Source organism: Pseudomonas sp. NPDC087029 (assembly GCF_044745345.1).
In the GTDB taxonomy this organism is placed as follows: domain Bacteria; phylum Pseudomonadota; class Gammaproteobacteria; order Pseudomonadales; family Pseudomonadaceae; genus Aquipseudomonas; species Aquipseudomonas faucium.
Window position 1 is genome coordinate 1 of the sequence record NZ_JBIVAB010000026.1, and the last position, 21,590, is coordinate 21,590.

Below are 21,590 nucleotides of genomic sequence, written 5' to 3' on the forward strand. Positions count from 1 at the left end.
CGGACAACCATGGCCTGACAGACCGTGGCACGTTGCAACAAATGTAGGAGCGGATTTATCCGCGATGCGCCGCGCGGGCGGCGCGCGATCTCACCGACACTGAAAATCCCCCGTCGAGCGCAAGAATGAACAGCAGTTTCAGCGTTGAAACGACGCTGTTCACACTTGCAATAAAACACAATCTACACACTCGAAAATGAATCCCAAAATACTGATCTGTAAGGTATTTCTAAAATAAAACACAATCTGGCAACCATCTTGCTTAGTGCTCCCTCACGTGTGAACAGTGAGTTGGATCGACCATGCCAAGCAGTCATTTCGCGCAGCAAGCCAGCGCTCGCATCGACGTCGCAGACGCCCATGAGGTGCTGTCTGCCTATCTACAGGCGCGCCTCCACGGCCAGCCGGTGCGCATCACCCACAGCGAGCGCCTGTCCGGTGGCGCCATCCAGGAAAACTGGCTGCTCCAGGCCGAAGTAGCCGGCGTGCCCCAGCGCTGGGTGCTGCGCACCGACGCAGCCACCGCCGTGGCGGCGAGCATGAGCCGCGAGCAGGAGTTCGCCGTGCTCAGCGCCGTGCACCAGGCCGGGGTAAAAGTGCCCGAGCCACTGTGGCTGTGCCAGGTGCCGGAAGTGATCGGGCGGGATTTCTTCATCATGCAGGCCCTGGCCGGCAGCGCCGCGGGCCACCGCCTGACCAGCGGCGAAGGCAACCCGGCCCTGTGTCGGGAGCTGGGGGCCAACCTTGCGCGCCTGCACCAGCTGCGGCCACCGCAGGCGGCGCTGGCGTTCCTGCCCGCGCCGGTTGCCGATGCGGTGCAGGCCAGTGTCGATCAGTACCGCAGCTACCTCGATGCCTTGCCGGGCAGCCACCCGATCATCGAATGGGGCCTGCGCTGGTGCGAGCTGAACAAGCCCGCGCCCCTGGCGGCCTGCCTGATCCACCGCGACTACCGCACCGGCAACTACATGGTCGAGGGAGGCCAGTTGAGCGGCGTGCTGGACTGGGAATTCGCCGGCTGGGGCGACCCGCGCGAAGACCTGGGCTGGTTCACCGCCCGCTGCTGGCGCTTTGCCCGGCCACAGCTGGAGGCGGGCGGCATCGGCCACCTCGACGACCTGCTGGCCGGCTACCGCAGCGTCGCGCCACTGGCCCTGGACCGCGACACGCTGCGCTTCTGGCAGGTCATGGCGCACCTGCGCTGGGCACTGATCGCCCTGCAGCAGGCCGAACGCCACCTCTGCGGCCAGCAACGCTCGCTGGAGCTGGCGCTGACCGGGCGCATGGTCAGCGAACTGGAACAGGAACTGCTGTTGCTCACCCAAGGAGGCCGCCCATGAACCAGCCCGATGCCCACGACCTGCTGCTCACCGCACGCGATGCCGTGCTCCAGCAGCTGTTGCCCGCCTTGCCGGCGCATTTGCACTACGAAGCGCGGATGGTGGCCAGCGCCTTGCTGATCGCCAGCCGCGAGCTGGCCCAGGGCGCGGCCTGTGCCGACACCGAGCGCCAGGCCCTGGGCGGCTTGCTGCAAGGCCAGGCGACCCCGGAGCAAGCCCGCAGCGAGCTCGCCCGGCGCATACGCCAGGGCGCCTACGACGCGCCCGGCGAGGCCCGCGAGCGCCTGCTGGCGGCGCTGCGCCGCATCAACCGCGCGCAGCTGTGCATCAGCAACCCCAAGGTACTGGCCCATGACTGAACAACCCGCCCAACCCGTGCGCCGGCGCCGCTGCTACCTGGTGCGCCACGGCCATGTCGACTACTTCGACGCCAGCGGCCGCCCCCTCGACCCGCGCAGCGTGCCGTTGTCGGCCAAGGGCGTGGCCCAGGCCCAGGCGCTGGGCCAGGTGCTGGCGCAGGCGCCGTTCGACCGCGCGGTGTGCTCGAACTACCCGCGCACCCGGCAGACCCTCGACCAGCTGCTGGGCCGCCGAGACCTGCCGGTGGAAGAACGCGCCGAACTGCGCGAGATCCGCGCCGGCCGCCTGCGGGAAATCCCCCGCGAATGCCTGCACCGCGAAGTGGCCCAGGCCTACCAGCTTGCCGACCGCCCCGAGGCTGCGTTCTTGCGCGGCGAGCCGTGGCTTGCGTTCCAGCAGCGGGTGCTGGGCAGCTTCCAGCAACTGCTGCAGGAGCCGCACTGGAACGCGCTGCTGCTGGTCAGCCACGACGCGGTCAACCGCATCCTCCTGGCCTGGGCCTGCGGCGCCGGCCTCGGTGCCCTGGCCGCGTTCGAGCAGGACCCGGCCTGCCTGAACATCGTCGACATCGACATGGCCGGCCCGCAGGTGCTGCGCGCCTACATCCGCACCCTCAACTACAGCGCCTACGACCCGGGCAAGGCGACCATCGACAAGACCGTCATGGAGCATGTGCACGCCTCCATCGACCCGCGCCGCCTGCACGCCTGAACCCATTTGCCTACAAGGAACACCGCCATGCATTTCGCCCTGTCTGCCGAGCTGACCGCCCTGCAAGCCAAAGTCCGCCAGTTCGTCGCCGATGTCGCCATCCCCCTGGAGCGCGACCCGCGCCAGACGCCCCACGGCCCGAGCGCCGAGCTGCGCCAGGTGCTGCTCGACCAGGCCCGTGAACACGGCCTGCTGACCCCGCATGCGTCGCGGGGCATGGGCGGCCTGGGCCTGAGCCACATCGAGAAGGCGATCGTCTTCGAAGAGGCCGGCTACTCCACCCTGGGCCCGGTGGCGCTGAACATCCATGCCCCCGACGAAGGCAACATCCACCTGCTCGAACAGGTGGCCACGCCGGCGCAGAAAGCGCGCTGGCTCAAGCCGCTGGTAGAGGGCCGCATCCGCTCGTGCTTCGCCATGACCGAGCCGAGCCCGGGCGCCGGCTCCGACCCTTCGATGCTGACCACCCAGGCCGTGCGTGACGGCGACGACTACGTCATCAACGGCCAGAAATGGTTCATCACCGGTGCCGAGGGCGCGCAGCTGGCGATCATCATGGCGCGCATGGAGGACGGCAGCGCCACCCTGTTCCTCACCGACACCGACCGCCCAGGCTTCATCCTCGAGCGCATGATGGACTCGCTCGACAGCTGCTTCGCCGGCGGCCATGCGGTGCTGCGTTTCGACAACCTACGCATCCCCGCCAGCAACGTGCTGGGCGAGGTGGGCAAGGGCTTCCGTTACGCCCAGGTGCGCCTGGCCCCGGCGCGCCTGACCCACTGCATGCGCTGGCTGGGCCAGGCCCGCCGCGCCCACGACGAAGCCTGCCGCTACGCCAACCGCCGGGTGTCGTTCGGCAAGCCCTTGGGCGAGCACCAGGGCGTGGGCTTCATGCTCGCCGACAACGAGATGGACCTGCACACCACGCGCCTGGCCATCTGGCACTGCGCCTGGGTGCTTGACCAGGGCGAGCGCGGCAACTTCGAGTCGAGCGTGGCCAAGGTGCTCAGCTCCGAGGCCATCTGGCGGGTGATCGACCGCTGCGTGCAGGTGCTGGGCGGGCAGGGCGTGACCGGCGAATCGATCGTCGAGCGGATCTTCCGCGATGCGCGCAGCTTCCGCATCTATGACGGCCCGAACGAGGTGCACCGCATGAGCCTGGCGAAGAAGATCCTGGCCCGCACGCAGGTGGCCGGATGAACCTCGACAGCTATCGCGACCAGGTGGTGATGATCACCGGCGCCGCCAGTGGCTTTGGCGCCTTGCTGGCCGAGCGCCTAGCCGGGCTGGGTGCCCGGCTGGTGCTCGGCGACCGTGACGTCACGGGCCTTGAGCGGGTGGCCGGGGCCCTGCGCGAGGCCGGCGCCACGGTGCTGGCGGTGCCTTGCGACGTGACCCGCGAGGTGCAGGTCAAGGCCCTGGTGGCCGCGGCCTTGGCCACCTTTGGCCGGCTCGATGTGGGGGTCAACAATGCCGGCATCCTCACGCCGATGAAGCGCTTCGTCGACACCACCGAAGAAGAGCTGGACCGCAGCCACGCGGTCAATACCAAGGGCGTGTTCTTCTGCATGCAGCAGCAGATCCGCCAGATGCTGCTGCAAGGGGGCGGGGTGATCCTCAATGTCGCCTCCATGGCCGGGCTCGGCGGTGCGCCCAAGCTGGCCGCCTATGCCGCGGCCAAGCATGCGGTGGTGGGGCTGACCCGCACCGCGGCGGTCGAGTACGCCCGCCGTGGCATCCGCGTCAATGCGCTGTGCCCGTTCTACAGCGCAACGCCCATGGTCACCGGCAGCGAAGTGGGCGAGCAGCAGGCGTTTCTCGCCCAGGGCTCGCCGATGAAACGCCTGGGCACCCCCGAGGAAATCGTTGCGGCGATGTTGATGCTGTGCGCCCGCGAAAACAGCTACATGACCGGCCAGGCAATTGCCGTGGATGGCGGCATCTCGGCGTTCTGAGCCTTGCCCCAGGCGCCCTCGGCACTGAAACCGAGGGCGCTGTCATGAACTGAAAAACCGTTGTCGTCCGATGATAAGCGGCGCAAGGCGCAACGGCCTAAATTGCCCTTCAAGACGAATGTTGCAGTTCGACAATAACGACAAGAAGGGAGATTGGCATGGCCAAAGCGGTACGTTTCTACGAAACCGGAGGGCCTGAGGTCCTGCGCTACGAAGACGTCGAAGTCGGCGAACCGGGCCCGGGGCAGGTGCGCCTGCGCCACGTGGCGGTCGGCCTGAACTATGCCGACACCTATTTTCGCAACGGCACCTACCCGATCCCGCTGGCCAACGGCATGGGCGTGGAAGCCTCGGGCGTGGTCCAGGCGGTGGGCGAGGGCGTCAGCCACGTCGCGGTCGGCGACCGGGTCACCTACACCGGCTTTCTCAACACCCTCGGCGCCTACAGCACCGAGCGCCTGATCCCGGCCGCGGCGCTGATCAAGCTGCCGGAAACCATCGCCTTCGAAACCGCCGCGGCCATGACCATGCGCGGCCTCACCGCGTCGTACCTGATGCGCCGCCTGTACGATTTCAAGCCAGGCGACAGCATCCTGCTGCACGCCGCCGCCGGCGGTGTCGGCCTGATCGTCTCGCAGTGGGCCAAGCTGCTCGGCCTGACCGTGATCGGCACCGTGTCCACCGACGCCAAGGCTGAAGTGGCCCGCGCCCACGGTTGCGACCACACCATCAACTACAGCCACGAAGACGTGGCCAAGCGCGTGCGCGAGCTGACCGATGGGGTGGGCGTCAATGTGGTGTTCGACAGCGTCGGGCGCACCACCTTCATGGGCTCGCTGGACTCGCTCAAGCGCCGTGGCCTGATGGTCTGCGTGGGCACCGCCTCCGGCACCATCGAGCCGTTCGACCCGCAGATCCTGGCCATGAAAGGCTCGTTGTTCATGACTCGCCCGGCGCTCGCCGACTACATCGCCGACCCTGCGGAAAAGGCCAGGCTTTCCAGCGAGCTGTTCGACCACGTGGCCAGCGGCCGCATCAAGATCGAGATCAACCAGCACTACGCCCTGCAGGACGCGGTCCAGGCGCACCGTGACCTGGAATCGCGCAAGACCACCGGCTCGTCGATCTTCGTCATCTGAGGAGGGCTGCGCCATGCAAGTCGAACAATTGACCTGCGCCATCGGTGCCGAGCTGGTTGGCGTCAGGCTGGCCGATGCCATACACGATGACGGCCTGTTCGCCGAGATCCGCGCCCAGTTGCTCAGGCACCGGGTGCTGTTTCTGCGCGACCAGGACATCAGCCGCGCCGAGCACGTGGCCTTCGCCCGGCGCTTCGGCGAGCTGGAGGACCACCCGGTGGTCGGCAGCGACCCCGAGCACCCGGGCCTGGTGCAGATCTACAAGTCGCCGGACACCCCGATCGACCGCTACGAAAACGCCTGGCACACCGACGCCACCTGGCGCGAGGCGCCGCCCATGGGTTGCGTGCTGCGCTGCGTGCAAGCCCCGGCGGTCGGCGGCGACACCATGTGGACCAACATGGTGCTGGCCTACGCCAACCTGCCGACCGAGATCAAGGCGCGCATCGAAGGGCTGCGTGCCCGCCACAGCATCGAGGCCAGCTTTGGCGCGGCCATGCCGATCGAAAACCGCCTGGCACTCAAGGCGCGCTTCCCCGATGCCGAGCACCCGGTGGTGCGCACCCACCCGGAAACCGGCGAAAAGGTGCTGTTCGTCAACGCCTTCGCCACCCATTTCAGCAATTACCACACCCCCGAGCGGGTGCGCTTCGGCCAGGACGCCAACCCCGGCGCCGGCGACTTGCTGCGCTACCTGATCAGCCAGGCCTATATCCCCGAGTACCAGGTGCGCTGGCGCTGGAAGCCCAACAGCATCGCCATCTGGGACAACCGCAGCACCCAGCATTACGCCGTCATGGACTACCCCGCCTGCCACCGCAAGATGGAGCGCGCCGGGATCATGGGCGACGCGACTTTCTGACCCTACAAGAACAAGATTGAGGACCCGCACATGCAATTTTTCGACGACTCGCTGCACCCGGAAAACATGGAAAAGGTGGTGATCACCGTTGCCCCCTACGGCCCCGAGTGGATGCCCGACGACTTCCCTGAAGACATCCCCGTGACCATGGACGAGCAGGTGCAGAAGGCCGTCGATTGCTACGAGGCTGGCGCCACCGTGCTCCACCTGCACGTGCGCGAGCTCGATGGCACCGGTTCCAAGCGCCTGTCCAAGTTCAACGAGCTGATCGCCGGTGTGCGTGAAGCGGTGCCGGACATGATCATCCAGGTCGGCGGCTCGATCTCCTTCGCCCCGGAAGGCGAGGGCGAGGCGGCCAAGTGGCTGAGCGACGACACCCGGCACATGCTGGCCGAGCTGACGCCTAAGCCCGACCAGGTGACGGTGGCGATCAACACCACCCAGATGAACATCATGGAGCTGCTGTACCCCGAGTACCTGGAAGGCACCTCGCTGGCCAACCCTGCGATCATCGCCGCCTACAGTGAAATGACCGTGCCCGCCGGCCCCGCCTGGGTCGAGGAGCACCTGCGCCGGCTGCAGGCCAGCGGTATCCAGCCGCACTTCCAGCTGACCGGCATGCACGCCCTGGAAACCCTCGAGCGCCTGGTGCGCAAGGGCGTCTACAAAGGCCCGCTGAACCTGACCTGGATCGGCATCGGTGGCGGCTTCGACGGCCCCAACCCGTTCAACTTCTTCAACTTCGTGCACCGTGCGCCGGATGGCTGCACGCTGACCGCCGAATCGCTGCTCAAGAACGTGCTGCCGTTCAACACCATGGCCCTGGCCATGGGCCTGCACCCACGCTGCGGCATCGAGGACACCATCATCGACCAGCACGGCAAGCGCTTCAGTTCGGTGCAGCAGATCCAGCAGACCGTGCGTGTGGCCCATGAGCTGGGCCGCGAAATCGCCAGCGGCAAGGAAGCCCGGGCGATCTACCGCATCGGCGAGCAGTACGCCAGCGTTGAGGAAACGCTGCTGGCCAACGGCATGGCGCCCAACCGCCGGTCGGGGCAAAAGGGCGTGCCGCAGCGCGGCTGATAGGCTCGCCGGCCCCATCGCCGGCAAGCCGGCTCCCACAGGTTCGCCACTGTTCTCAGGAATGATGGTCATCCTGTAGGAGCCGGCTTGCCGGCGATGAGGCCGGAACAAGCAGCACCGTTTTTGGCAAGTTCCCATAACAACAAAAGCAACTCAGCCAGATACCCGAGGAGGCAGCATGGCCACCTATCACGCCAGTGCGGCAGAACCAGGCACTGATACTTCGCTGGGCATCCCACGGCGCTACGCCTGGATCGTCTTCGCCCTGACCTTCGGCCTGTTGATTTCCGACTACATGTCGCGCCAGGTGCTCAACGCCGTGTTCCCGCTGCTGAAACAGGAATGGCAGCTCAGCGACAGCCAGCTCGGCCTGCTCAGCGGCATCGTCGCGCTGATGGTCGGCCTGCTGACCTTCCCCCTGTCGCTGCTCGCCGACCGCATCGGCCGGGTCAAGAGCCTGACCTTCATGGCCGTGATGTGGAGCCTGGCGACCCTGGGCTGCGCCCTGGCCGACAACTACCAGGAAATGTTCATCGCCCGCTTCATGGTCGGCGTTGGCGAGGCCGCCTACGGCAGCGTCGGCATCGCCGTGGTGGTGGCGGTGTTCCCGCGTGAGATGCGCGCCACCCTGGCTGGCTCGTTCATGGCCGGTGGCATGTTCGGCTCGGTGCTGGGCATGGCCCTGGGCGGGGTGATGGCCCAGCACCTGGGCTGGCGCTGGGCATTCGCCGGCATGGCGGCGTTCGGCCTGGCGCTGGCGTTGCTGTACCCGCTGATCGTGCGCGAAGCGCGCATCGCCCCCAAAGGCCAGGCGGCCAAGCCCGACAAGGCGGCGCTGAAGGCACTGCGCCCGTTGCGGACCCTGTATTGCAGCCGCTCGGTCATCAGCGCCTACGTGGGCAGTGGCCTGCAGCTGTTCGTCGGCGGCACGGTGATCGTCTGGTTCCCCAGCTACCTGAACCGCTATTACGCCATGGGCACCGACAAGGCCGGCGCGGTGGCCGCGATCATCGTGCTGTGCAGCGGTGTCGGCATCATCCTGTGCGGCATGCTCTGCGACCGCCTGGGGCGCAACTGCCCGGACCGCAAGATCAGCCTGGCGATCGGCTATTGCCTGGGCAGCTGCCTGCTGCTGTCGGTGGCCTTTGCCTTGCCACCGGGGGTGGCGCAGCTGGTGCTCATCTGCCTGGGCATGATGATCGCCGCCGGCACCAATGGCCCGTCCAGCGCCATGGTCGCCAACCTGACCCACTACACCGTGCACGGCACCGCGTTCGCCACGCTGACCTTGAGCAACAACCTGCTGGGGCTGGCCACCGGCCCGCTGATCACCGGCAAGGTGTCCGACCTGATCGGCCTGCAGTCGGCCTTCCAGCTGGTGCCGCTGATCAGCATCGGCGCCGCTGCAGTGTTCTTCTACGCCAAGCGTTACTACCACCTGGACATGGCGCGCCTGCAGCACGGCGAAGCCGCGCAAGCGCCCGTGCAGCCCGTACTGGAGGCCCGCTCGTGAAGCGTTCGTTGTCGATTGATGTGTACTTCGATTTCATCTGCCCGTGGTGCCTGATCGGCCGCCGCCAATTGCAAGCGGCGCTGGCGCAGTTCAAGGCGGCGCAGCCGCAGGTCGAGGTCAACCTGGCCTGGCAGGGCGTGCAACTGCTGCCAGAGCTGCCGTTCAACGGCCAGCCGTTCGCCGAGTTCTACCGCCGGCGCCTGGGCAGCGAGCAGGCCGTGCAGCAGCGCCAGGCCCAGGTGCGCCTGGCGGCAAGTGCGGTGGGCGAGCAGATCGATTTCAGCCGCATCCAGCGCATGCCCAACACCGCAGATGCCCATCGCCTGCTGCTGCACGCCAGCGAGCTGGGCAGCGAAACCCAGGTCGAGGCGCTGCTGGAGCGGCTGCTGGCTGCGTATTTCAAGCATGGTGAAGACCTGGGCGACCGCGCCACGTTGTTGCGCATCGCCGAGCAATGCGGCTTTGCCGCCGATACCCTGGCCGGCAGCTTGCGCGGCGATGGCCTGCCGTTCGTCAGTGCCAGCGCCGACATCGCCGGGCGCGGCGTGCCGTGCTTCGTCTTCGACGACCGCCTGCAGGTGGTCGGTGCCCAGCCGGCCGAGCAGTTGCTCGAAGCCATGCACATGGCCCTGTCGCGCCTGGCGCAGGTGCAGCCATGAGCCTGCGCATCGAAGTGCCGGCACAGCGTGTGCCGGCTGTCGGCGAGCGCTGCCTGGTCGAAGGCGAGGGCAGGAGCGTGGCGCTGTTCAACGTCGGCGGGCGCTTGCTGGCCATCGACGACAGCTGCCCGCACCAGGGCTCGTCGCTGTGCGCCGGCAAGCTGGAAGGCGCGGTGATCCAGTGCCGCGCCCATGGCCTGCGCTTTGATCTTGCCAGCGGCTACCTGCTCAATTCCAAGGCGCTGAAGGTGGCCAGCTACCCGGTGCAGGTCGAGGGTGAGCGGGTGTTCATCGTGCTGGCCGGCCAGGAGGTGCTGGCATGAGCACACTGGCCCTGACCCAGGTCAACCACCGCGTGCGCGAACTGGCGCCCGGGCTGATCGTCAGCCTGATCGCCGCCGGCGCGGCGAGCTTTCTGGCCGAGCATTACGGCGCCCCGGTGATGCTGTTCGCGCTGTTGCTGGGCCTGGCGCTCAACTTCTTGAGCGCGGACGGCAAGTGCAAGGCCGGCATCGAGTTCACTGCGCGTACCGTGCTGCGCCTGGGCGTGGCCCTGTTGGGCATGCGCATCACCCTGGAGCAGATGGCCGGGCTTGGCTGGAAGGCGCTGGCGCTGGTGGTGATCCTGGTGGTGGTGACCATCAGCGTGTCGATGGTGGCGGCCAAGGCCATGGGGTTCCAGCGCCTGTTCGGCATGCTCACCGGCGGTGCCACGGCGATCTGCGGCGCTTCGGCGGCGCTGGCGCTGGCCGCGGCACTGCCCGGCCACCCGCAGAAGGAACGCGCCACGCTGTTCACCGTGATCGGGGTGTCGGCGCTGTCGACCCTGGCGATGATCCTCTACCCGATGATCGCCAACGCCCTGGGCCTGTCGCCGCAAGCGGCCGGGGTGTTCCTTGGCGCCACCATCCATGATGTGGCGCAGGTGGTGGGGGCGGGCTACAGCATGTCCACCGACACCGGCGATACCGCCACGGTGGTCAAGCTCATGCGCGTGGCCATGCTGGTGCCGGTGATCGTCGTCGCCGCCATGATCGGCCGCAAGCAGGGCATCGACAGCAGCGGCAAGCGCCCGCCGTTGCTGCCGTGGTTCGCGGTCGGCTTCCTGATCCTGGCCTGCGTCAACAGCACCGGCTGGGTGCCGCTGCTGGTGCAGGGCAGCATCAACGAGCTGTCGCGCTGGTGCCTGGTGGTGTCGATCGCCGCCCTGGGCATGAAGACCCAGCTCAAGGAGCTGGCCGCGGTGGGCATCAAGCCGATCGTGCTGATGGTGGGCGAAACGGTGTTCCTGGTGCTGCTGGTGCTGGGGCTGATGCACCTGCTGGGCCTGTAGCCCGCAGTCCCGGCACCGGCACCGGCAACCGCCCCGTCAGCGTGCGCTGACGGCGGCTTGGGCGGCGCTGCGGCTGCGCTTGGTTTGCGTGTGCGGCTCATGCTGTGCGCGCCAGCTGGCCGGCGGCTGGCCGAACTGGCTGATGAACCAGCGGGTGAACGAGCTGTGCATGGAATAGCCGAGCATGTCGGCGATGCGCCCCAGCGAATAGCCGGGGCTTTCCAGGTAGCGCAGCACCAGGTCGCGGCGCACGCCATTGACCAGCTCGCTGAAGGTCGCGCCTTCTTCTTCCAGCCGGCGCTGCAGGGTGCGCACGTTCATGCCCTGGGTCTGGGCGATGTGCTCGATGGTGGCGCGGCCCATGGGCATCAGCAGGAAGATCGCCTTGCGCACCTCCAGCGTCAGCGACGGCAGGTTCTCATCCTGCAGCAACCCCACGTAGCGCTGGGCCAGGCGCGCCATGCCGGCGTTGGCCTGGGGGTTGGTGGTGTCCAGGTCGGCCGCCGAGCAGACGATGCCGTTGAAGTCGCTGTTGAACTCCAGCTTGCAGCCGAAGATGCGCCGGTGGATGGCCAGGTCCGCGGGGGCTGCGTGGGTGAAGTTGGCGCTGATCGGGTGCCAGTGCGGCCCCAGGAGCGCCGAGCAGAAGCGGTGCATCACGCCGATGGCCATCTCGATCGCCTGGCGGCTGTGCATCGGCTGGTCGGTGATGACCTCCTCGCGGATGATCACGGTCTTGCCGATTTCCTCGATGTGGATGGCCAGTGCGTTGTTGAGCACATGGCGGTACTGCACGATCACCTGCAGCGCATCGCGCAGCGAGTGCTGGTGGCTGATCAGCAGGCTGACCTGGCCGAAATCCGACAACTGGCGCAGCTCGGCCATGCGCAGGCCGAAGGCTTCGCAGCCGCTCAGCCGCGCCGACTCCTCCAGCACGCTGATGGCAGCGGCCACGGGGATGCGTTGGTCGGGGGTTTCCAGGAGCGATGCACTGAGGCCGGCCTGGGCCAGCAAACCGTGGCCGTTGAGGCCCAGGTGGCGTGAAACTTCGAGGTAATTGGTCAGGGTTGCAGCACGGGCGAGCACGGTCATTTTATTGTTTTCCACGTGATCTTGATGAGCTCCCGCTGCGCTGGCGGGAAATCTCTTATAGCGGTTGTGTCGTCAGATGCAAAGCCATTTCCGAGCGGCGGGGCCCGGTGTGGCGCGCCATGGCGGCCGTGTCATCAACTGAAAAGTTCGTGACGCGCAATGTAAAGCGCCTGGCAGGGCGACTCATTACTCTGGCCCCAAGCAGTCGGCATTCGACCGAATTGACCAGAGCAAGGGCCCTGACGTGGAAAAACTGCAAACCGCCGCAACCGTGCTGATCGTGCCTGGCTTGCGCGACCATGTCCCCGAACATTGGCAAACCCTGTTGCAAGCGCGCCTGGCCAAGGTGCGCTCGGTGCCGCCACTGGAAACCGACAAGCTCAGCTGCAGCGCCCGGGTCGAGGCCATCGAACGCGAACTGGCCAGCATCGACGGCCCGGTGATCCTGGTGGCGCACAGCGCCGGCGTGCTGATGGTGGCGCACTGGGCCGCCCGCTACCAACGCCCGATCAAGGGCGCCTTGCTGGCCGCGCCGCCCGACCTTGAGATCGACTGGCCGGCCAACTACCCCACCCCCGACACCCTGCGCGCCAATGGCTGGGCACCGCTGCCAAGCGGCCGCCTGCCGTTCCCAAGCGTGGTGGCCGCCAGCAGCAACGACCACCTGGCCAGCTTCGAAGCGGTCGCCCGCATGGCCGACGAGTGGGGCAGCGAGCTGCTCGAACTCGGCGCGGTCGGCCATCTCAACCCTGCCTCGGGCTTTGGCCCATGGCCGCACGCCGAGGCGTTGATCCAGCAACTCGATCGCTGACCCGCGCGAGGTACGCGTAGGCAGGCCGGCGCCCGATCGTCGCTGGCACCTTGCACATCCCAAGCAGAGATATCGCATGAACAACAATAAGAACGTTCTCTTCTGCCTTCACCGCCGCAAACTCATGGCCACCCTGTTGCTGGTGGCCGGCGCGCCGGCTGCCCAGGCCTTCCAGCTGGACCTTGCCGACCCCGACTGGAGCGTGCGCTTCGACAACACCGCCAAGCTCAGCTACGGCCAGCGGGTCGAAGGGCAGAACGCCAAGGTCGCGCGCACCGCCAACCTCAACGACGGCGACAACAACTTCAGCGTCGGCAGCGCGGTGACCCAGCGGGTCGACCTGCTGACCGAACTGGACGTGGTGTACCAGGGCAACATGGGCATGCGCGTGAGTGCCGCCAGCTGGTACGACCACGCCTATGACGACGTCGGTTCCAATTCCAACCCGTTCCCGGGCCAGGCCGGCAACGCCGGCAACCTGGTGCTGGCGCGCCCGGCCGGCGGCCTGCCGGCCGGTACCGTGCTGCAGGGCGGCCCGTCCAGGCGCCATGGCCTGAGCAACTACACCGACCGCTACTACAACGGCCCGTCCGGCGAGTTCCTCGATGCCTTCGTGTTCTACAACACCGAAATCGGCGACGAATCGATGCTCAGCGGCAAGCTGGGCTGGCACTCGGTGTACTGGGGCGAGACGCTGTTCAACGCCGCCAACGGCATCAACTACGGCCAGTCGGCGCTGGACCTGGCCAAGCTGTACAACGTGCCGGGCACCGAAACCAAAGAACTGTTCCTGCCGCGCAAGCAGCTGTCGCTGAGCTACACGGTCAACCCCGAGCTGACCCTGGCGGCCCAGTATTTCCTCGAATTCGAAAACTCGCGCCTGCCCGAAGGCGGCACCTACATGGGTGCCTACGACATGCTCGGCGAAGGCGCCGACATCTTCTGGCTGCCGGTACCCAATGCCGTGGGCGGCGCCGGCGCCTTCTATGGCGCGCCCCGCGGGCATGACATCCGCCCGCACAACTCCGGCGACTTCGGCGTGATGGCCAAGTGGAGCCCGGAATGGCTCGACGGCACCCTGGGCTTCTACTACCGCAACACCTCCGACCCGACCCCGGCGGTGCTGATCAACGCCCCCAACCTGCACACCGGCAGCCTGGCCGGCACCAGCTACATGACCGCCTACGCCGACGACATCGACATCTACGGCATCAGCCTGGCCAAGAACATCGGCCCGGTCAGCGTCGGGCTGGACGTCAACTACCGCGAGAACATGCCGCTGATCAGCAACTTCACCACCATCAACGGGCCGTTGTACGACGCCCTGGCCGGCACCGCCGGCGGCACCAACCTGATCGGTGAAGTGCCAGGCCACGGGGAAACCGGGCTGGCCCGCGGCAAGACCTTCCACGTGGTGCTCAACGGCCTGGTGTCGTTCGGCGCAACGCCGCTGTGGAACGCCTCGTCGCTGGCCGTGGAAGGCGCCATGACCCACCTGGTCAGCGTCGACAAGGGCGAGCAGACCTTCAAGGGCGACTCCAGCTACGAAGGCGTCGACAAGGTCACCACCAACGCCTACACCCTGGCGGTCAACTTCACCCCGACCTGGTTCCAGGCGCTGCCGGGGGTCGATATCACCCTGCCGCTGTCCTACAACGTTGGCCTGAAGGGCAACTCGGCGGTGCAGCTGGGGGGTAACGAAGACTCCGGCAGCTACTCGGTCGGCATCGCCGCCGACGTCTACCAGAAGTACAAGTTCGACCTCAAGTACGTCGACTCCTTCGGCAAGTTCGATACCTGCGAAACCGGTACCGACAACAACACCCCGGGCACCAACGGGCGCTACCAGTGCATCCCCGGGCAGATCACTTCGCAGGCGGGCCTGGCGCCGCTGCTCAAGGATCGCGGCATGGTCACTGCCTCGTTCAAGACCACCTTCTGAAAAGCTCCTAGTACAACAACAAGCGGAGAAACGCGATGAAGTATCTCAATAGCCTGCTGTCGGCCTCGCTTGCGGTCGTGATTGCCGGTAATGCCCATGCGGCCGCCCCGGCCCAGGATGTCGCCCGGCTGGGCAAGGACCTGACCCTGGTCGGGGCCGACAAGGCGGCCAGCGCCGACGGCGCGATCCCGGCCTACCAGGGTGGCCTGAACACCGCGCCAGCCGGGTTCAAGCAGGGTGATACCCTGCGCCCGGACCCTTACGCTTCGGAAAAACCCGTGCTGGTGATCGACGCCAAGAACGTCGACCAGTACAAGGATTCGCTGACCGCCACCACCGTGGAGCTGGCCAAGCGCTTCCCGACCTTTCGCATCGACGTGTACCCCAGCCACCGCACCGCGGCATTGCCCCAGGCGCTGCTCGACAACAGCCTGAAGAATGCTGCCAATGCCAAGTCGCTGCAGGACGGCATGGCCATCGAGAATGTGCTGCCGGGCGTGCCGTTCCCGATCCCGCAGTCCGGTGCCGAGGCGATGTGGAACCACCTGCTGCGCTACCAGGGCGTGGCGCAGAAGGCCAAGTACGACTCCTGGAACGTCGACTCCGCCGGCGTCGCGGCGCTGGCAACCACCGGCCTTGCCTACAACGCCTACCCGATCTACGAAGACCTGAACAAGGTCATCGAGCCCAAGGACATCTACTTCCAGACCAAGCTCTACTTCGAAGGCCCGGCGCGCCGAGCCGGCGAGTCGATGATGCTCAAGGACGCCGCCAACCCGCTGGTGCAGGAACGCCGCGCCTGGCAGTACCTGCCGGGCCAGCGCCGGGTGAAGCTGGCGCCGAACCTGGCCTACGACACGCCAAACCCGGGCACCGCAGGCTCGGGCACCTTCGATGACGTGTACGTGTTCAACGGCGCGCTGGACCGCTACGACTGGCACCTGGTGGGCAAGAAGGAAATGTACGTGCCGTACAACACCTACAAGCTGACCTACATCCACGACCCGAAAACCCTGACCACCCCCAACCACCTGTCGCCCGACCAGGTGCGCTGGGAGAAGCACCGCGTGTGGGTAGTGGAGGGCACCCTCAAGGGCAACGCCCGGCACATCTATGCCAAGCGCCGCTTCTACCTCGACGAGGACAGCTGGTTCGCCCTGGCCTCCGACCAGTACGACGCCCGTGGCCAGCTGTACCGCGGCTCGTTCGCCTTCTTCACCCAGAGCTACGACGTGCAGATCCCCAACAGCAACCCGCACGTGGTCTACGACCTGGTCGGTGGCACCTACAACGTCAACGGCCTGATCGGCCCACACGGCGGTATCGAGTACATCGCCCCTCTGTCCAAGGCGCAGTGGTCGCCGGAAGCCCTGGCCGGCGCCGGTATTCGCTGACCCCGACGGTACGCCTGACGGCGGCCCTTGCGTGGCCGCCGTCAGGTTTTGCAGAGGATGTGGCATGGCTTCTTTGAACAAGTATGCGCCGTGGGCGCTGGCAATCACGCTGGCGCTGGCCGGCACCTGCGGTGTGGCCCAGGCGGCCTATGTCGATGTGCTCGACTTGCCGGCCAGGCCCAGCGCGCTGGCCGTGCACAGCGCCCTGCGCGATGTGGCGCGGGCTGGTGAGCGGCTGGTGGCGGTGGGGCCGCGCGGGCACATCGTGTATTCCGACAACCAGGGGCAGGACTGGCACCAGGCCAATGTGCCGGTGAGTGCCGACCTCAATGCCCTGGCGTTCCCCACCGCCGAGGATGGCTGGGCGGTGGGCAACGATGGGGTGATCCTGCACAGCGCCGACGGCGGTGTGAACTGGGCCGTGCAGCTCGATGGGCGAACCATCGGCGCGCTGGTCGCGGCCCATTACCAGGCCCTGGCCAAGGCTCACCCGGACCAGGAGCAGTGGGCGCAGTTCGCCGCCGAAGGCCAGCGCCTGGAACAGGAGGGCGCCGACAAGCCGTTTCTCGGGGTGTGGTTCGCCGACGCAAGGCACGGCTACGCGGTGGGCGTGTTCAACCTGATCCTGCGCACCGACGACGGCGGCGCCAGCTGGGTGCCGATGCAGGACCGCACCGACAACCCGCAAGGCCTGCACCTGAACGCCATCCGTGCAGTCGGCGACGACCTGTTCGTGGCCGGCGAACAGGGCCTGCTGCTCAAGTGGAACGCCGAGCAGCAACGCTTCGTTGCCTTGCCCAGCCCCTACCAGGGCACCTGGTTCGGCATTCTCGGCAAGCCTGGCGAAGTGCTCGTCTATGGCCTGCGCGGCCATCTGGCGCGCAGCCTCGACGGCGGCCAGAGCTGGGCCAAGGTCGACACCGGGCTGGGCCAGAGCATCACCGCCGCCACCCTCGACAGCAGCGGCGACTTCTGGCTGTTCAGCCAGGCCGGGCATGTGCTGCGCAGCCGCGACGGCGGGCTGAGCTTCGCCCTGCAGCCGCAGGTGCCGCTGGCACCGGTGGCCGGCGCCCTGCAGACCCGCGGCAACGGCACCGTGCTGGTCGGCGAGCGCGGCGTGCGCGTGCTGCCGGCACGCTAAGACCCACAAGCATTCTAAGAGAGCCTCGTGATGGCCAACATCAAGCAAGACACCATGCCGGTGATCCGCGACCTGCGGGACTTCGACCGCCGCTCGGGCAACCTGCTGGAGCGCATGGTCTTCAACTATCGCCCGCTGTTCATGCTGTTCATGCTGCTGGCCACGCTGGTGCTCGGGTATGTGGCGGCCACCCGCCTGGAGCTGCGCCCAAGCTTCGAGAAGATGATTCCGCAGAGCCAGCCCTACATCCAGAACTACCTGGACAACCGCAAGTCGCTGCGCGGCCTGGGCAACTCGGTACGGGTGGTGGTGGAGAACACCCAGGGCGACATCTTCGACCCCCAGTACCTGGACGTGCTGAAGAAGATCAACGACGAGCTGTTCCTGGCCCAGGGCGTGGACCGTGCCTGGATGAAGTCGTTGTGGAGCCCGGGCGTGCGCTGGACCGAGGTCACCGAGGAAGGCTTCCAGGGTGGCGCGGTGATGCCCGACGACTACCAGGGCCGGCCGGCCGACATCGAGCAGTTGCGCCAGAACATCAACCGCGCCGGCATCGTCGGCAGCCTGGTGGCGACCGACTTCAAGTCGAGCATGCTGGTGGTGCCGCTGCTCGACCACGACCTGGCCACCGGGCGCGGCATCGACTACCGGCAGTTCTCGCAGATGCTCGAGCAGCAGCTGCGCGACAAGTACGAATACGCCGGTGACAGCAAGGCGCGGGCCTCGGGCAAGGAGGGCGAGGGCAAGTACAAGGTGCGGGTCATCGGCTTTGCCAAGCTGATGGGCGACCTGATCGACGGCCTGATCCAGGTGATGATGTTCTTCGCCCTGGCCGTGGTCACCTCGCTGGTGATCATCTTCCTCTACACCCGCTGCGTGCGCAGCACCTTGCTGGTGGTGTTCTGCTCGCTGACGGCGGTGGTGTGGCAGCTGGGTATCGTCGGCTGGCTGGGCTATGCCATCGACCCGTACTCGATCCTGGTGCCATTCTTGATCTTTGCCATCGGCGTGTCGCACGCGGCGCAGAAGATGAACGGCATCATGCAGGACATCGGCCGCGGCACCCACAGGCTGGTGGCGGCGCGCTACACCTTCCGCCGCCTGTTCGTGGCCGGGGTCACGGCGCTGCTGGCCGACGCCGTGGGCTTTGCCGTGCTGATGCTGATCGACATCCCGGTGATCAAGGACCTGGCGATCACCGCGAGCATCGGCGTGGCGGTGCTGATCTTCACCTCGTTGCTGCTGATTCCGGTGGCGCTGTCCTATGTGGGTGTCGGCCGCAAGGCGGCGGAACGCGCCTTGCGCATCGACCGCCGCGCCGCCGAGCACCGCGGCTTCGGCAAGCTGTGGGACGCGCTCGACCGCTTCACCACGCGCAAGTGGGCCACCGGCGCCGTGCTGGTGGCCACGCTGATGGGCCTGGGCGGCTTCTGGGTCAGCCTGCAACTGAAGATCGGCGACCTCGACAGCGGCGCGCCGGAGCTGCGCGCCGACTCGCGCTACAACCGTGACAACGCCTACATCACCAGCCACTACGCGCTGTCCAGCGACCTGTTCGCGGTGATGATCAAGACCCCGCCCGAAGGCTGCCTGAGCTACAAGACGCTGATTCTCGCCGACCGCCTGGCCTGGGAACTGCAGCAGTACCCGGGGGTGCAGACCACGGTGTCGCTGGTCAATGCCGTGCGCCAGATCACCGCCGGTTCCTTCGAAGGCAACCCGAAGATGAGCAGCCTGCAGCGCAACCAGGACATGCTCAACTACGCCGCCCAGCAGGCCTCGGTCAACGCCCCGGAGCTGTTCAACACCGATTGCTCGATGATGCCGGTGATCGCCTACCTCAAGGACCACAAGGCCCAGACCCTGGACGACGTGGTGGCCATCGCCGAGCGCTTCGCCCGCGCCAACAGCAGCCCCGACCGCCAGTTCCTGCTGGCCGCCGGCAGTGCCGGGATCGAGGCCGCCACCAATATCGTGGTGCGCGACGCCAACCGCACCATGCTGCTGTTCGTCTACCTGGCGGTCACGCTGTTCTGCCTGGTGACCTTCCGCAGCTGGCGCGCCACCCTGGTGGCACTGCTGCCGCTGGTGCTGACCTCGGTGCTGTGCGAGGCGCTGATGGTGATGATGGGCATTGGCGTGAAAGTGGCGACCTTGCCGGTGATCGCCCTGGGCGTGGGCATCGGCGTGGACTACGCGCTGTACCTGCTCAGCGTGCAGCTGCACTACCAGCGCCAGGGCCGCAGCTTGGGCGAGGCCTACCAGAACGCCGTGGCCTTCACCGGCCGGGTGGTCGGGCTGGTGGGCATCACCCTGGCCGCCGGGGTGGTCGGCTGGGCCTGGTCGCCGATCAAGTTCCAGGCCGACATGGGCATCCTGCTGACCTTCATGTTCCTCTGGAACATGCTGGGCGCGCTGCTGCTGATCCCGGCGCTGTCGCATTTCCTGCTGCCCGACAAACGCTTTGTCGCCGCCGCCCCCATCGCCTGCGAGGCCCAACCCCAACCCTGTGACAACGCCCAGGTGCCGCGTGCGCAAGCGCAGGTGCAGGCGTAGCCAGCAGGCCTACTCGTCGAATCGAACACAAAAATCGGAAACAACGTCATGGCCAAGACAAAAATAATGCCGCCGGCACCCGGTGCCTACGCCTACCCCTTGCTGATCAAGCGCCTGCTGATGTCGGGCGTGCGCCACCAGCCGGACCAGCAGATCGTCTACGCCGACAAGCTGCGCTACAGCTACCGCGAGCTCGACCGGCGCGTGCAGCGCCTGGCCAACGTGCTGCGCGCGGCCGGTGTGAAGGCTGGCGACACCGTGGCCCTGCTGGACTGGGACAGCCACCGCTCGCTGGAATGCTTCTTCGCCGTGCCGATGCTCGGTGCGGTGCTGCACACGGTGAACATTCGCCTGTCGCCGGAGCAGGTGGCCTACACCATGAACCACGCCGAGGACGACCTGGTGCTGGTGCACGATGACTTCGTGCCGCTGCTGGAGCAGATCCACGGCCAACTGGGCACGGTCAAAGGCTACCTGCAACTGACTGACGGCGAGGCGGCGGCCACGTCGCTGCCGGTGCTCGGCGAGTACGAGGCGCTGCTGGCGGCGGCAAGCCCTGAGGCGGTGTTCGAGGACTTCGACGAGCAGTCGGTGGCCACGCTGTTCTACACCACCGGCACCACCGGCAACCCCAAGGGCGTGTACTTCTCGCACCGCCAGCTGGTGCTGCACACCCTGAACCAGCTGGGCACCTTCGCCGCCTACGACGCCCAGCCGCTGCTGCGCTCCAGCGACGTGTACATGCCGATCACGCCGATGTTCCACGTGCATGCCTGGGGCGTGCCGTACACGGCCACGGTGCTGGGCATCAAGCAGGTGTACCCAGGCCGCTACGAGCCGGACAAGCTGGTGCGCCTGTACCGCGACGAAGGGGTGACGTTCTCGCACTGCGTGCCGACCTTGCTGCAGATGATGCTCGACAGCGAGCAAAGCCGGCACACCGACTTCAGCCGCTGGAAAGTGCTGCTCGGCGGCAGCGCGCTGACCCACGGCCTGGCGCGCCAGGCCAGCGAGCGCGGCATGCTGATCTTCAGCGGCTACGGCATGTCGGAAACCTGCCCGCTGCTGACCCTGACCCACCTGCGCGACGAAGACCTGGCCCTGCCCATGGGCGAGCAGGTGGCGCAGCGGATCAAGACCGGCGCCCCGGTGGCCATGGTCGACCTGCGCATCGTCGATGCCGGCGGCAACGAGGTGGCCCACGACGGCGAGTCGCTGGGCGAGATCGTGGTGCGTTCGCCATGGCTGACCCAGGGTTACCTGCACGAGCCGGAAAAGGGCGCCGAACTGTGGCAGGACGGCTGGATGCACACCGGCGACATGGGCTCGATCGACCGCCACGGGGTGCTGGAGATCAAGGACCGGATCAAGGACGTGATCAAGACCGGTGGCGAATGGATCAGCTCTTTGGCGCTGGAGAACCTGATCAGCCAGCATGCGGCGGTCAATGCCGTGGCGGTGGTGGGGATCCCCGACGAGCATTGGGGCGAGCGGCCGATTGCGCTGGTGGTCTGCATGCCGGGCGACAGCCTCGATCAGCCGGGGCTCGAAGCGCACCTCAAGCAGTTCGTCGAGAGTGGCCAGATCAACAAGTGGGCGATCCCGCGGCAGGTGCATTTCGTCGCCGACATTCCCAAGACCAGCGTCGGCAAGATCAACAAGAAGCTGATCCGCGAGATGCACCTGGGAGCTTGAGCCC

At 67.0% G+C, this 21,590-nt stretch carries 19 protein-coding genes; 18 read left to right on the top strand and 1 reads right to left on the bottom strand.

Translation table 11 applies throughout. The features are described 5' to 3' along the window. Nucleotides 1–302: 302 nt before the first annotated feature. The 12 genes from ACIPG5_RS24955 (at nucleotide 303) to ACIPG5_RS25010 (ending at nucleotide 10,955) form a co-directional block, all read left to right on the top strand. On the top strand, nucleotides 303–1,340 hold the full coding sequence (locus ACIPG5_RS24955; protein WP_176516967.1) for a phosphotransferase family protein: 1,038 nt from the start codon (nucleotides 303–305) through the stop codon (nucleotides 1,338–1,340). Continuing rightward, nucleotides 1,337–1,699 carry a DUF6285 domain-containing protein gene (locus ACIPG5_RS24960; protein WP_176516982.1) on the top strand — a complete coding sequence of 121 codons (363 nt, stop codon included), beginning with the start codon at nucleotides 1,337–1,339 and terminating at the stop codon, nucleotides 1,697–1,699. The genes ACIPG5_RS24955 and ACIPG5_RS24960 overlap by 4 nt, the downstream gene beginning before the upstream one ends. Then, entirely contained in the window at nucleotides 1,692–2,411 is a 720-nt protein-coding gene (locus tag ACIPG5_RS24965; RefSeq protein WP_401378697.1) for a histidine phosphatase family protein, read from the top strand. The genes ACIPG5_RS24960 and ACIPG5_RS24965 overlap by 8 nt, the downstream gene beginning before the upstream one ends. A 27-nt stretch (nucleotides 2,412–2,438) precedes the next feature. Then, nucleotides 2,439–3,611, top strand: a complete 1,173-nt coding sequence (locus ACIPG5_RS24970) for an acyl-CoA dehydrogenase family protein (protein ID WP_401378699.1) — start codon at nucleotides 2,439–2,441, stop codon at nucleotides 3,609–3,611. Next, complete coding sequence (locus ACIPG5_RS24975) at nucleotides 3,608–4,366, top strand: SDR family NAD(P)-dependent oxidoreductase (RefSeq protein WP_401378701.1); 759 nt, start codon at nucleotides 3,608–3,610, stop codon at nucleotides 4,364–4,366. Before ACIPG5_RS24970 ends, ACIPG5_RS24975 begins: the two co-directional genes overlap by 4 nt. A gap of 158 nt (nucleotides 4,367–4,524) precedes the next feature. Next, nucleotides 4,525–5,505, top strand: coding sequence for a quinone oxidoreductase (locus ACIPG5_RS24980; RefSeq protein WP_176516990.1), 981 nt, complete (start codon nucleotides 4,525–4,527; stop codon nucleotides 5,503–5,505). Nucleotides 5,506–5,518: 13 nt separating this feature from the next. Next, nucleotides 5,519–6,367: a TauD/TfdA dioxygenase family protein gene (locus ACIPG5_RS24985; protein ID WP_401378703.1), complete on the top strand. Its 849-nt coding sequence runs from the start codon at nucleotides 5,519–5,521 to the stop codon at nucleotides 6,365–6,367. Between the two features lie 30 nt (nucleotides 6,368–6,397). After that, nucleotides 6,398–7,450 (top strand): 3-keto-5-aminohexanoate cleavage protein, encoded by a 1,053-nt coding sequence (locus ACIPG5_RS24990; protein WP_236238225.1) that lies wholly within the window; start codon nucleotides 6,398–6,400, stop codon nucleotides 7,448–7,450. A 178-nt stretch (nucleotides 7,451–7,628) separates the two neighbouring features. Next, nucleotides 7,629–8,963, top strand: a complete 1,335-nt coding sequence (locus ACIPG5_RS24995) for an MFS transporter (RefSeq protein WP_401378705.1) — start codon at nucleotides 7,629–7,631, stop codon at nucleotides 8,961–8,963. Then, complete coding sequence (locus ACIPG5_RS25000) at nucleotides 8,960–9,622, top strand: DsbA family oxidoreductase (protein ID WP_236238224.1); 663 nt, start codon at nucleotides 8,960–8,962, stop codon at nucleotides 9,620–9,622. Before ACIPG5_RS24995 ends, ACIPG5_RS25000 begins: the two co-directional genes overlap by 4 nt. Further along, nucleotides 9,619–9,945: a Rieske 2Fe-2S domain-containing protein gene (locus tag ACIPG5_RS25005; protein WP_176517000.1), complete on the top strand. Its 327-nt coding sequence runs from the start codon at nucleotides 9,619–9,621 to the stop codon at nucleotides 9,943–9,945. Before ACIPG5_RS25000 ends, ACIPG5_RS25005 begins: the two co-directional genes overlap by 4 nt. Continuing rightward, nucleotides 9,942–10,955, top strand: a complete 1,014-nt coding sequence (locus tag ACIPG5_RS25010) for a YeiH family protein (protein ID WP_236238223.1) — start codon at nucleotides 9,942–9,944, stop codon at nucleotides 10,953–10,955. Before ACIPG5_RS25005 ends, ACIPG5_RS25010 begins: the two co-directional genes overlap by 4 nt. A gap of 36 nt (nucleotides 10,956–10,991) precedes the next feature. Here ACIPG5_RS25010 and ACIPG5_RS25015 read toward each other — a convergent pair whose 3' ends face one another. Then, complete coding sequence (locus ACIPG5_RS25015) at nucleotides 10,992–12,047, bottom strand: AraC family transcriptional regulator (protein WP_176517002.1); 1,056 nt, start codon at nucleotides 12,045–12,047, stop codon at nucleotides 10,992–10,994. 244 nt (nucleotides 12,048–12,291) lie between these two features. On the opposite strand from ACIPG5_RS25015, the gene ACIPG5_RS25020 reads away from it, so the two are divergent. The 6 genes from ACIPG5_RS25020 (at nucleotide 12,292) to ACIPG5_RS25045 (ending at nucleotide 21,586) form a co-directional block, all read left to right on the top strand. After that, complete coding sequence (locus ACIPG5_RS25020; RefSeq protein WP_176517003.1) at nucleotides 12,292–12,858, top strand: alpha/beta hydrolase; 567 nt, start codon at nucleotides 12,292–12,294, stop codon at nucleotides 12,856–12,858. A gap of 76 nt (nucleotides 12,859–12,934) precedes the next feature. Beyond that, the gene (locus tag ACIPG5_RS25025; protein WP_401378708.1) at nucleotides 12,935–14,800 is read left to right on the top strand and encodes a DUF1302 domain-containing protein; all 1,866 of its coding nucleotides are present in this window, start codon (nucleotides 12,935–12,937) and stop codon (nucleotides 14,798–14,800) included. A 35-nt stretch (nucleotides 14,801–14,835) separates the two neighbouring features. Then, entirely contained in the window at nucleotides 14,836–16,194 is a 1,359-nt protein-coding gene (locus ACIPG5_RS25030) for a DUF1329 domain-containing protein (protein ID WP_176517005.1), read from the top strand. A gap of 64 nt (nucleotides 16,195–16,258) precedes the next feature. After that, nucleotides 16,259–17,335, top strand: a complete 1,077-nt coding sequence (locus ACIPG5_RS25035; RefSeq protein ID WP_401378710.1) for a WD40/YVTN/BNR-like repeat-containing protein — start codon at nucleotides 16,259–16,261, stop codon at nucleotides 17,333–17,335. 30 nt (nucleotides 17,336–17,365) lie between these two features. Next, the gene (locus ACIPG5_RS25040) at nucleotides 17,366–19,891 is read left to right on the top strand and encodes an RND family transporter (protein WP_401378712.1); all 2,526 of its coding nucleotides are present in this window, start codon (nucleotides 17,366–17,368) and stop codon (nucleotides 19,889–19,891) included. A 48-nt stretch (nucleotides 19,892–19,939) separates the two neighbouring features. Next, the gene (locus tag ACIPG5_RS25045; protein ID WP_314619175.1) at nucleotides 19,940–21,586 is read left to right on the top strand and encodes a fatty acid--CoA ligase; all 1,647 of its coding nucleotides are present in this window, start codon (nucleotides 19,940–19,942) and stop codon (nucleotides 21,584–21,586) included. The last annotated feature ends 4 nt before the right edge of the window (nucleotides 21,587–21,590 follow it).

What these genes read in the sequence shown, in the direction of transcription:
- ACIPG5_RS24955 (WP_176516967.1), top strand. Translation starts at nt 303, where the DNA reads ATGCCAAGCAGTCATTTCGCGCAGCAAGCCAGCGCTCGCATCGACGTC.
- ACIPG5_RS24960 (WP_176516982.1), top strand. Translation starts at nt 1,337, where the DNA reads ATGAACCAGCCCGATGCCCACGACCTGCTGCTCACCGCACGCGATGCC.
- ACIPG5_RS24965 (WP_401378697.1), top strand. Translation starts at nt 1,692, where the DNA reads ATGACTGAACAACCCGCCCAACCCGTGCGCCGGCGCCGCTGCTACCTG.
- ACIPG5_RS24970 (WP_401378699.1), top strand. Translation starts at nt 2,439, where the DNA reads ATGCATTTCGCCCTGTCTGCCGAGCTGACCGCCCTGCAAGCCAAAGTC.
- ACIPG5_RS24975 (WP_401378701.1), top strand. Translation starts at nt 3,608, where the DNA reads ATGAACCTCGACAGCTATCGCGACCAGGTGGTGATGATCACCGGCGCC.
- ACIPG5_RS24980 (WP_176516990.1), top strand. Translation starts at nt 4,525, where the DNA reads ATGGCCAAAGCGGTACGTTTCTACGAAACCGGAGGGCCTGAGGTCCTG.
- ACIPG5_RS24985 (WP_401378703.1), top strand. Translation starts at nt 5,519, where the DNA reads ATGCAAGTCGAACAATTGACCTGCGCCATCGGTGCCGAGCTGGTTGGC.
- ACIPG5_RS24990 (WP_236238225.1), top strand. Translation starts at nt 6,398, where the DNA reads ATGCAATTTTTCGACGACTCGCTGCACCCGGAAAACATGGAAAAGGTG.
- ACIPG5_RS24995 (WP_401378705.1), top strand. Translation starts at nt 7,629, where the DNA reads ATGGCCACCTATCACGCCAGTGCGGCAGAACCAGGCACTGATACTTCG.
- ACIPG5_RS25005 (WP_176517000.1), top strand. Translation starts at nt 9,619, where the DNA reads ATGAGCCTGCGCATCGAAGTGCCGGCACAGCGTGTGCCGGCTGTCGGC.
- ACIPG5_RS25010 (WP_236238223.1), top strand. Translation starts at nt 9,942, where the DNA reads ATGAGCACACTGGCCCTGACCCAGGTCAACCACCGCGTGCGCGAACTG.
- ACIPG5_RS25015 (WP_176517002.1), bottom strand. Translation starts at nt 12,047, where the DNA reads ATGACCGTGCTCGCCCGTGCTGCAACCCTGACCAATTACCTCGAAGTT.
- ACIPG5_RS25025 (WP_401378708.1), top strand. Translation starts at nt 12,935, where the DNA reads ATGAACAACAATAAGAACGTTCTCTTCTGCCTTCACCGCCGCAAACTC.
- ACIPG5_RS25030 (WP_176517005.1), top strand. Translation starts at nt 14,836, where the DNA reads ATGAAGTATCTCAATAGCCTGCTGTCGGCCTCGCTTGCGGTCGTGATT.
- ACIPG5_RS25035 (WP_401378710.1), top strand. Translation starts at nt 16,259, where the DNA reads ATGGCTTCTTTGAACAAGTATGCGCCGTGGGCGCTGGCAATCACGCTG.
- ACIPG5_RS25040 (WP_401378712.1), top strand. Translation starts at nt 17,366, where the DNA reads ATGGCCAACATCAAGCAAGACACCATGCCGGTGATCCGCGACCTGCGG.
- ACIPG5_RS25045 (WP_314619175.1), top strand. Translation starts at nt 19,940, where the DNA reads ATGGCCAAGACAAAAATAATGCCGCCGGCACCCGGTGCCTACGCCTAC.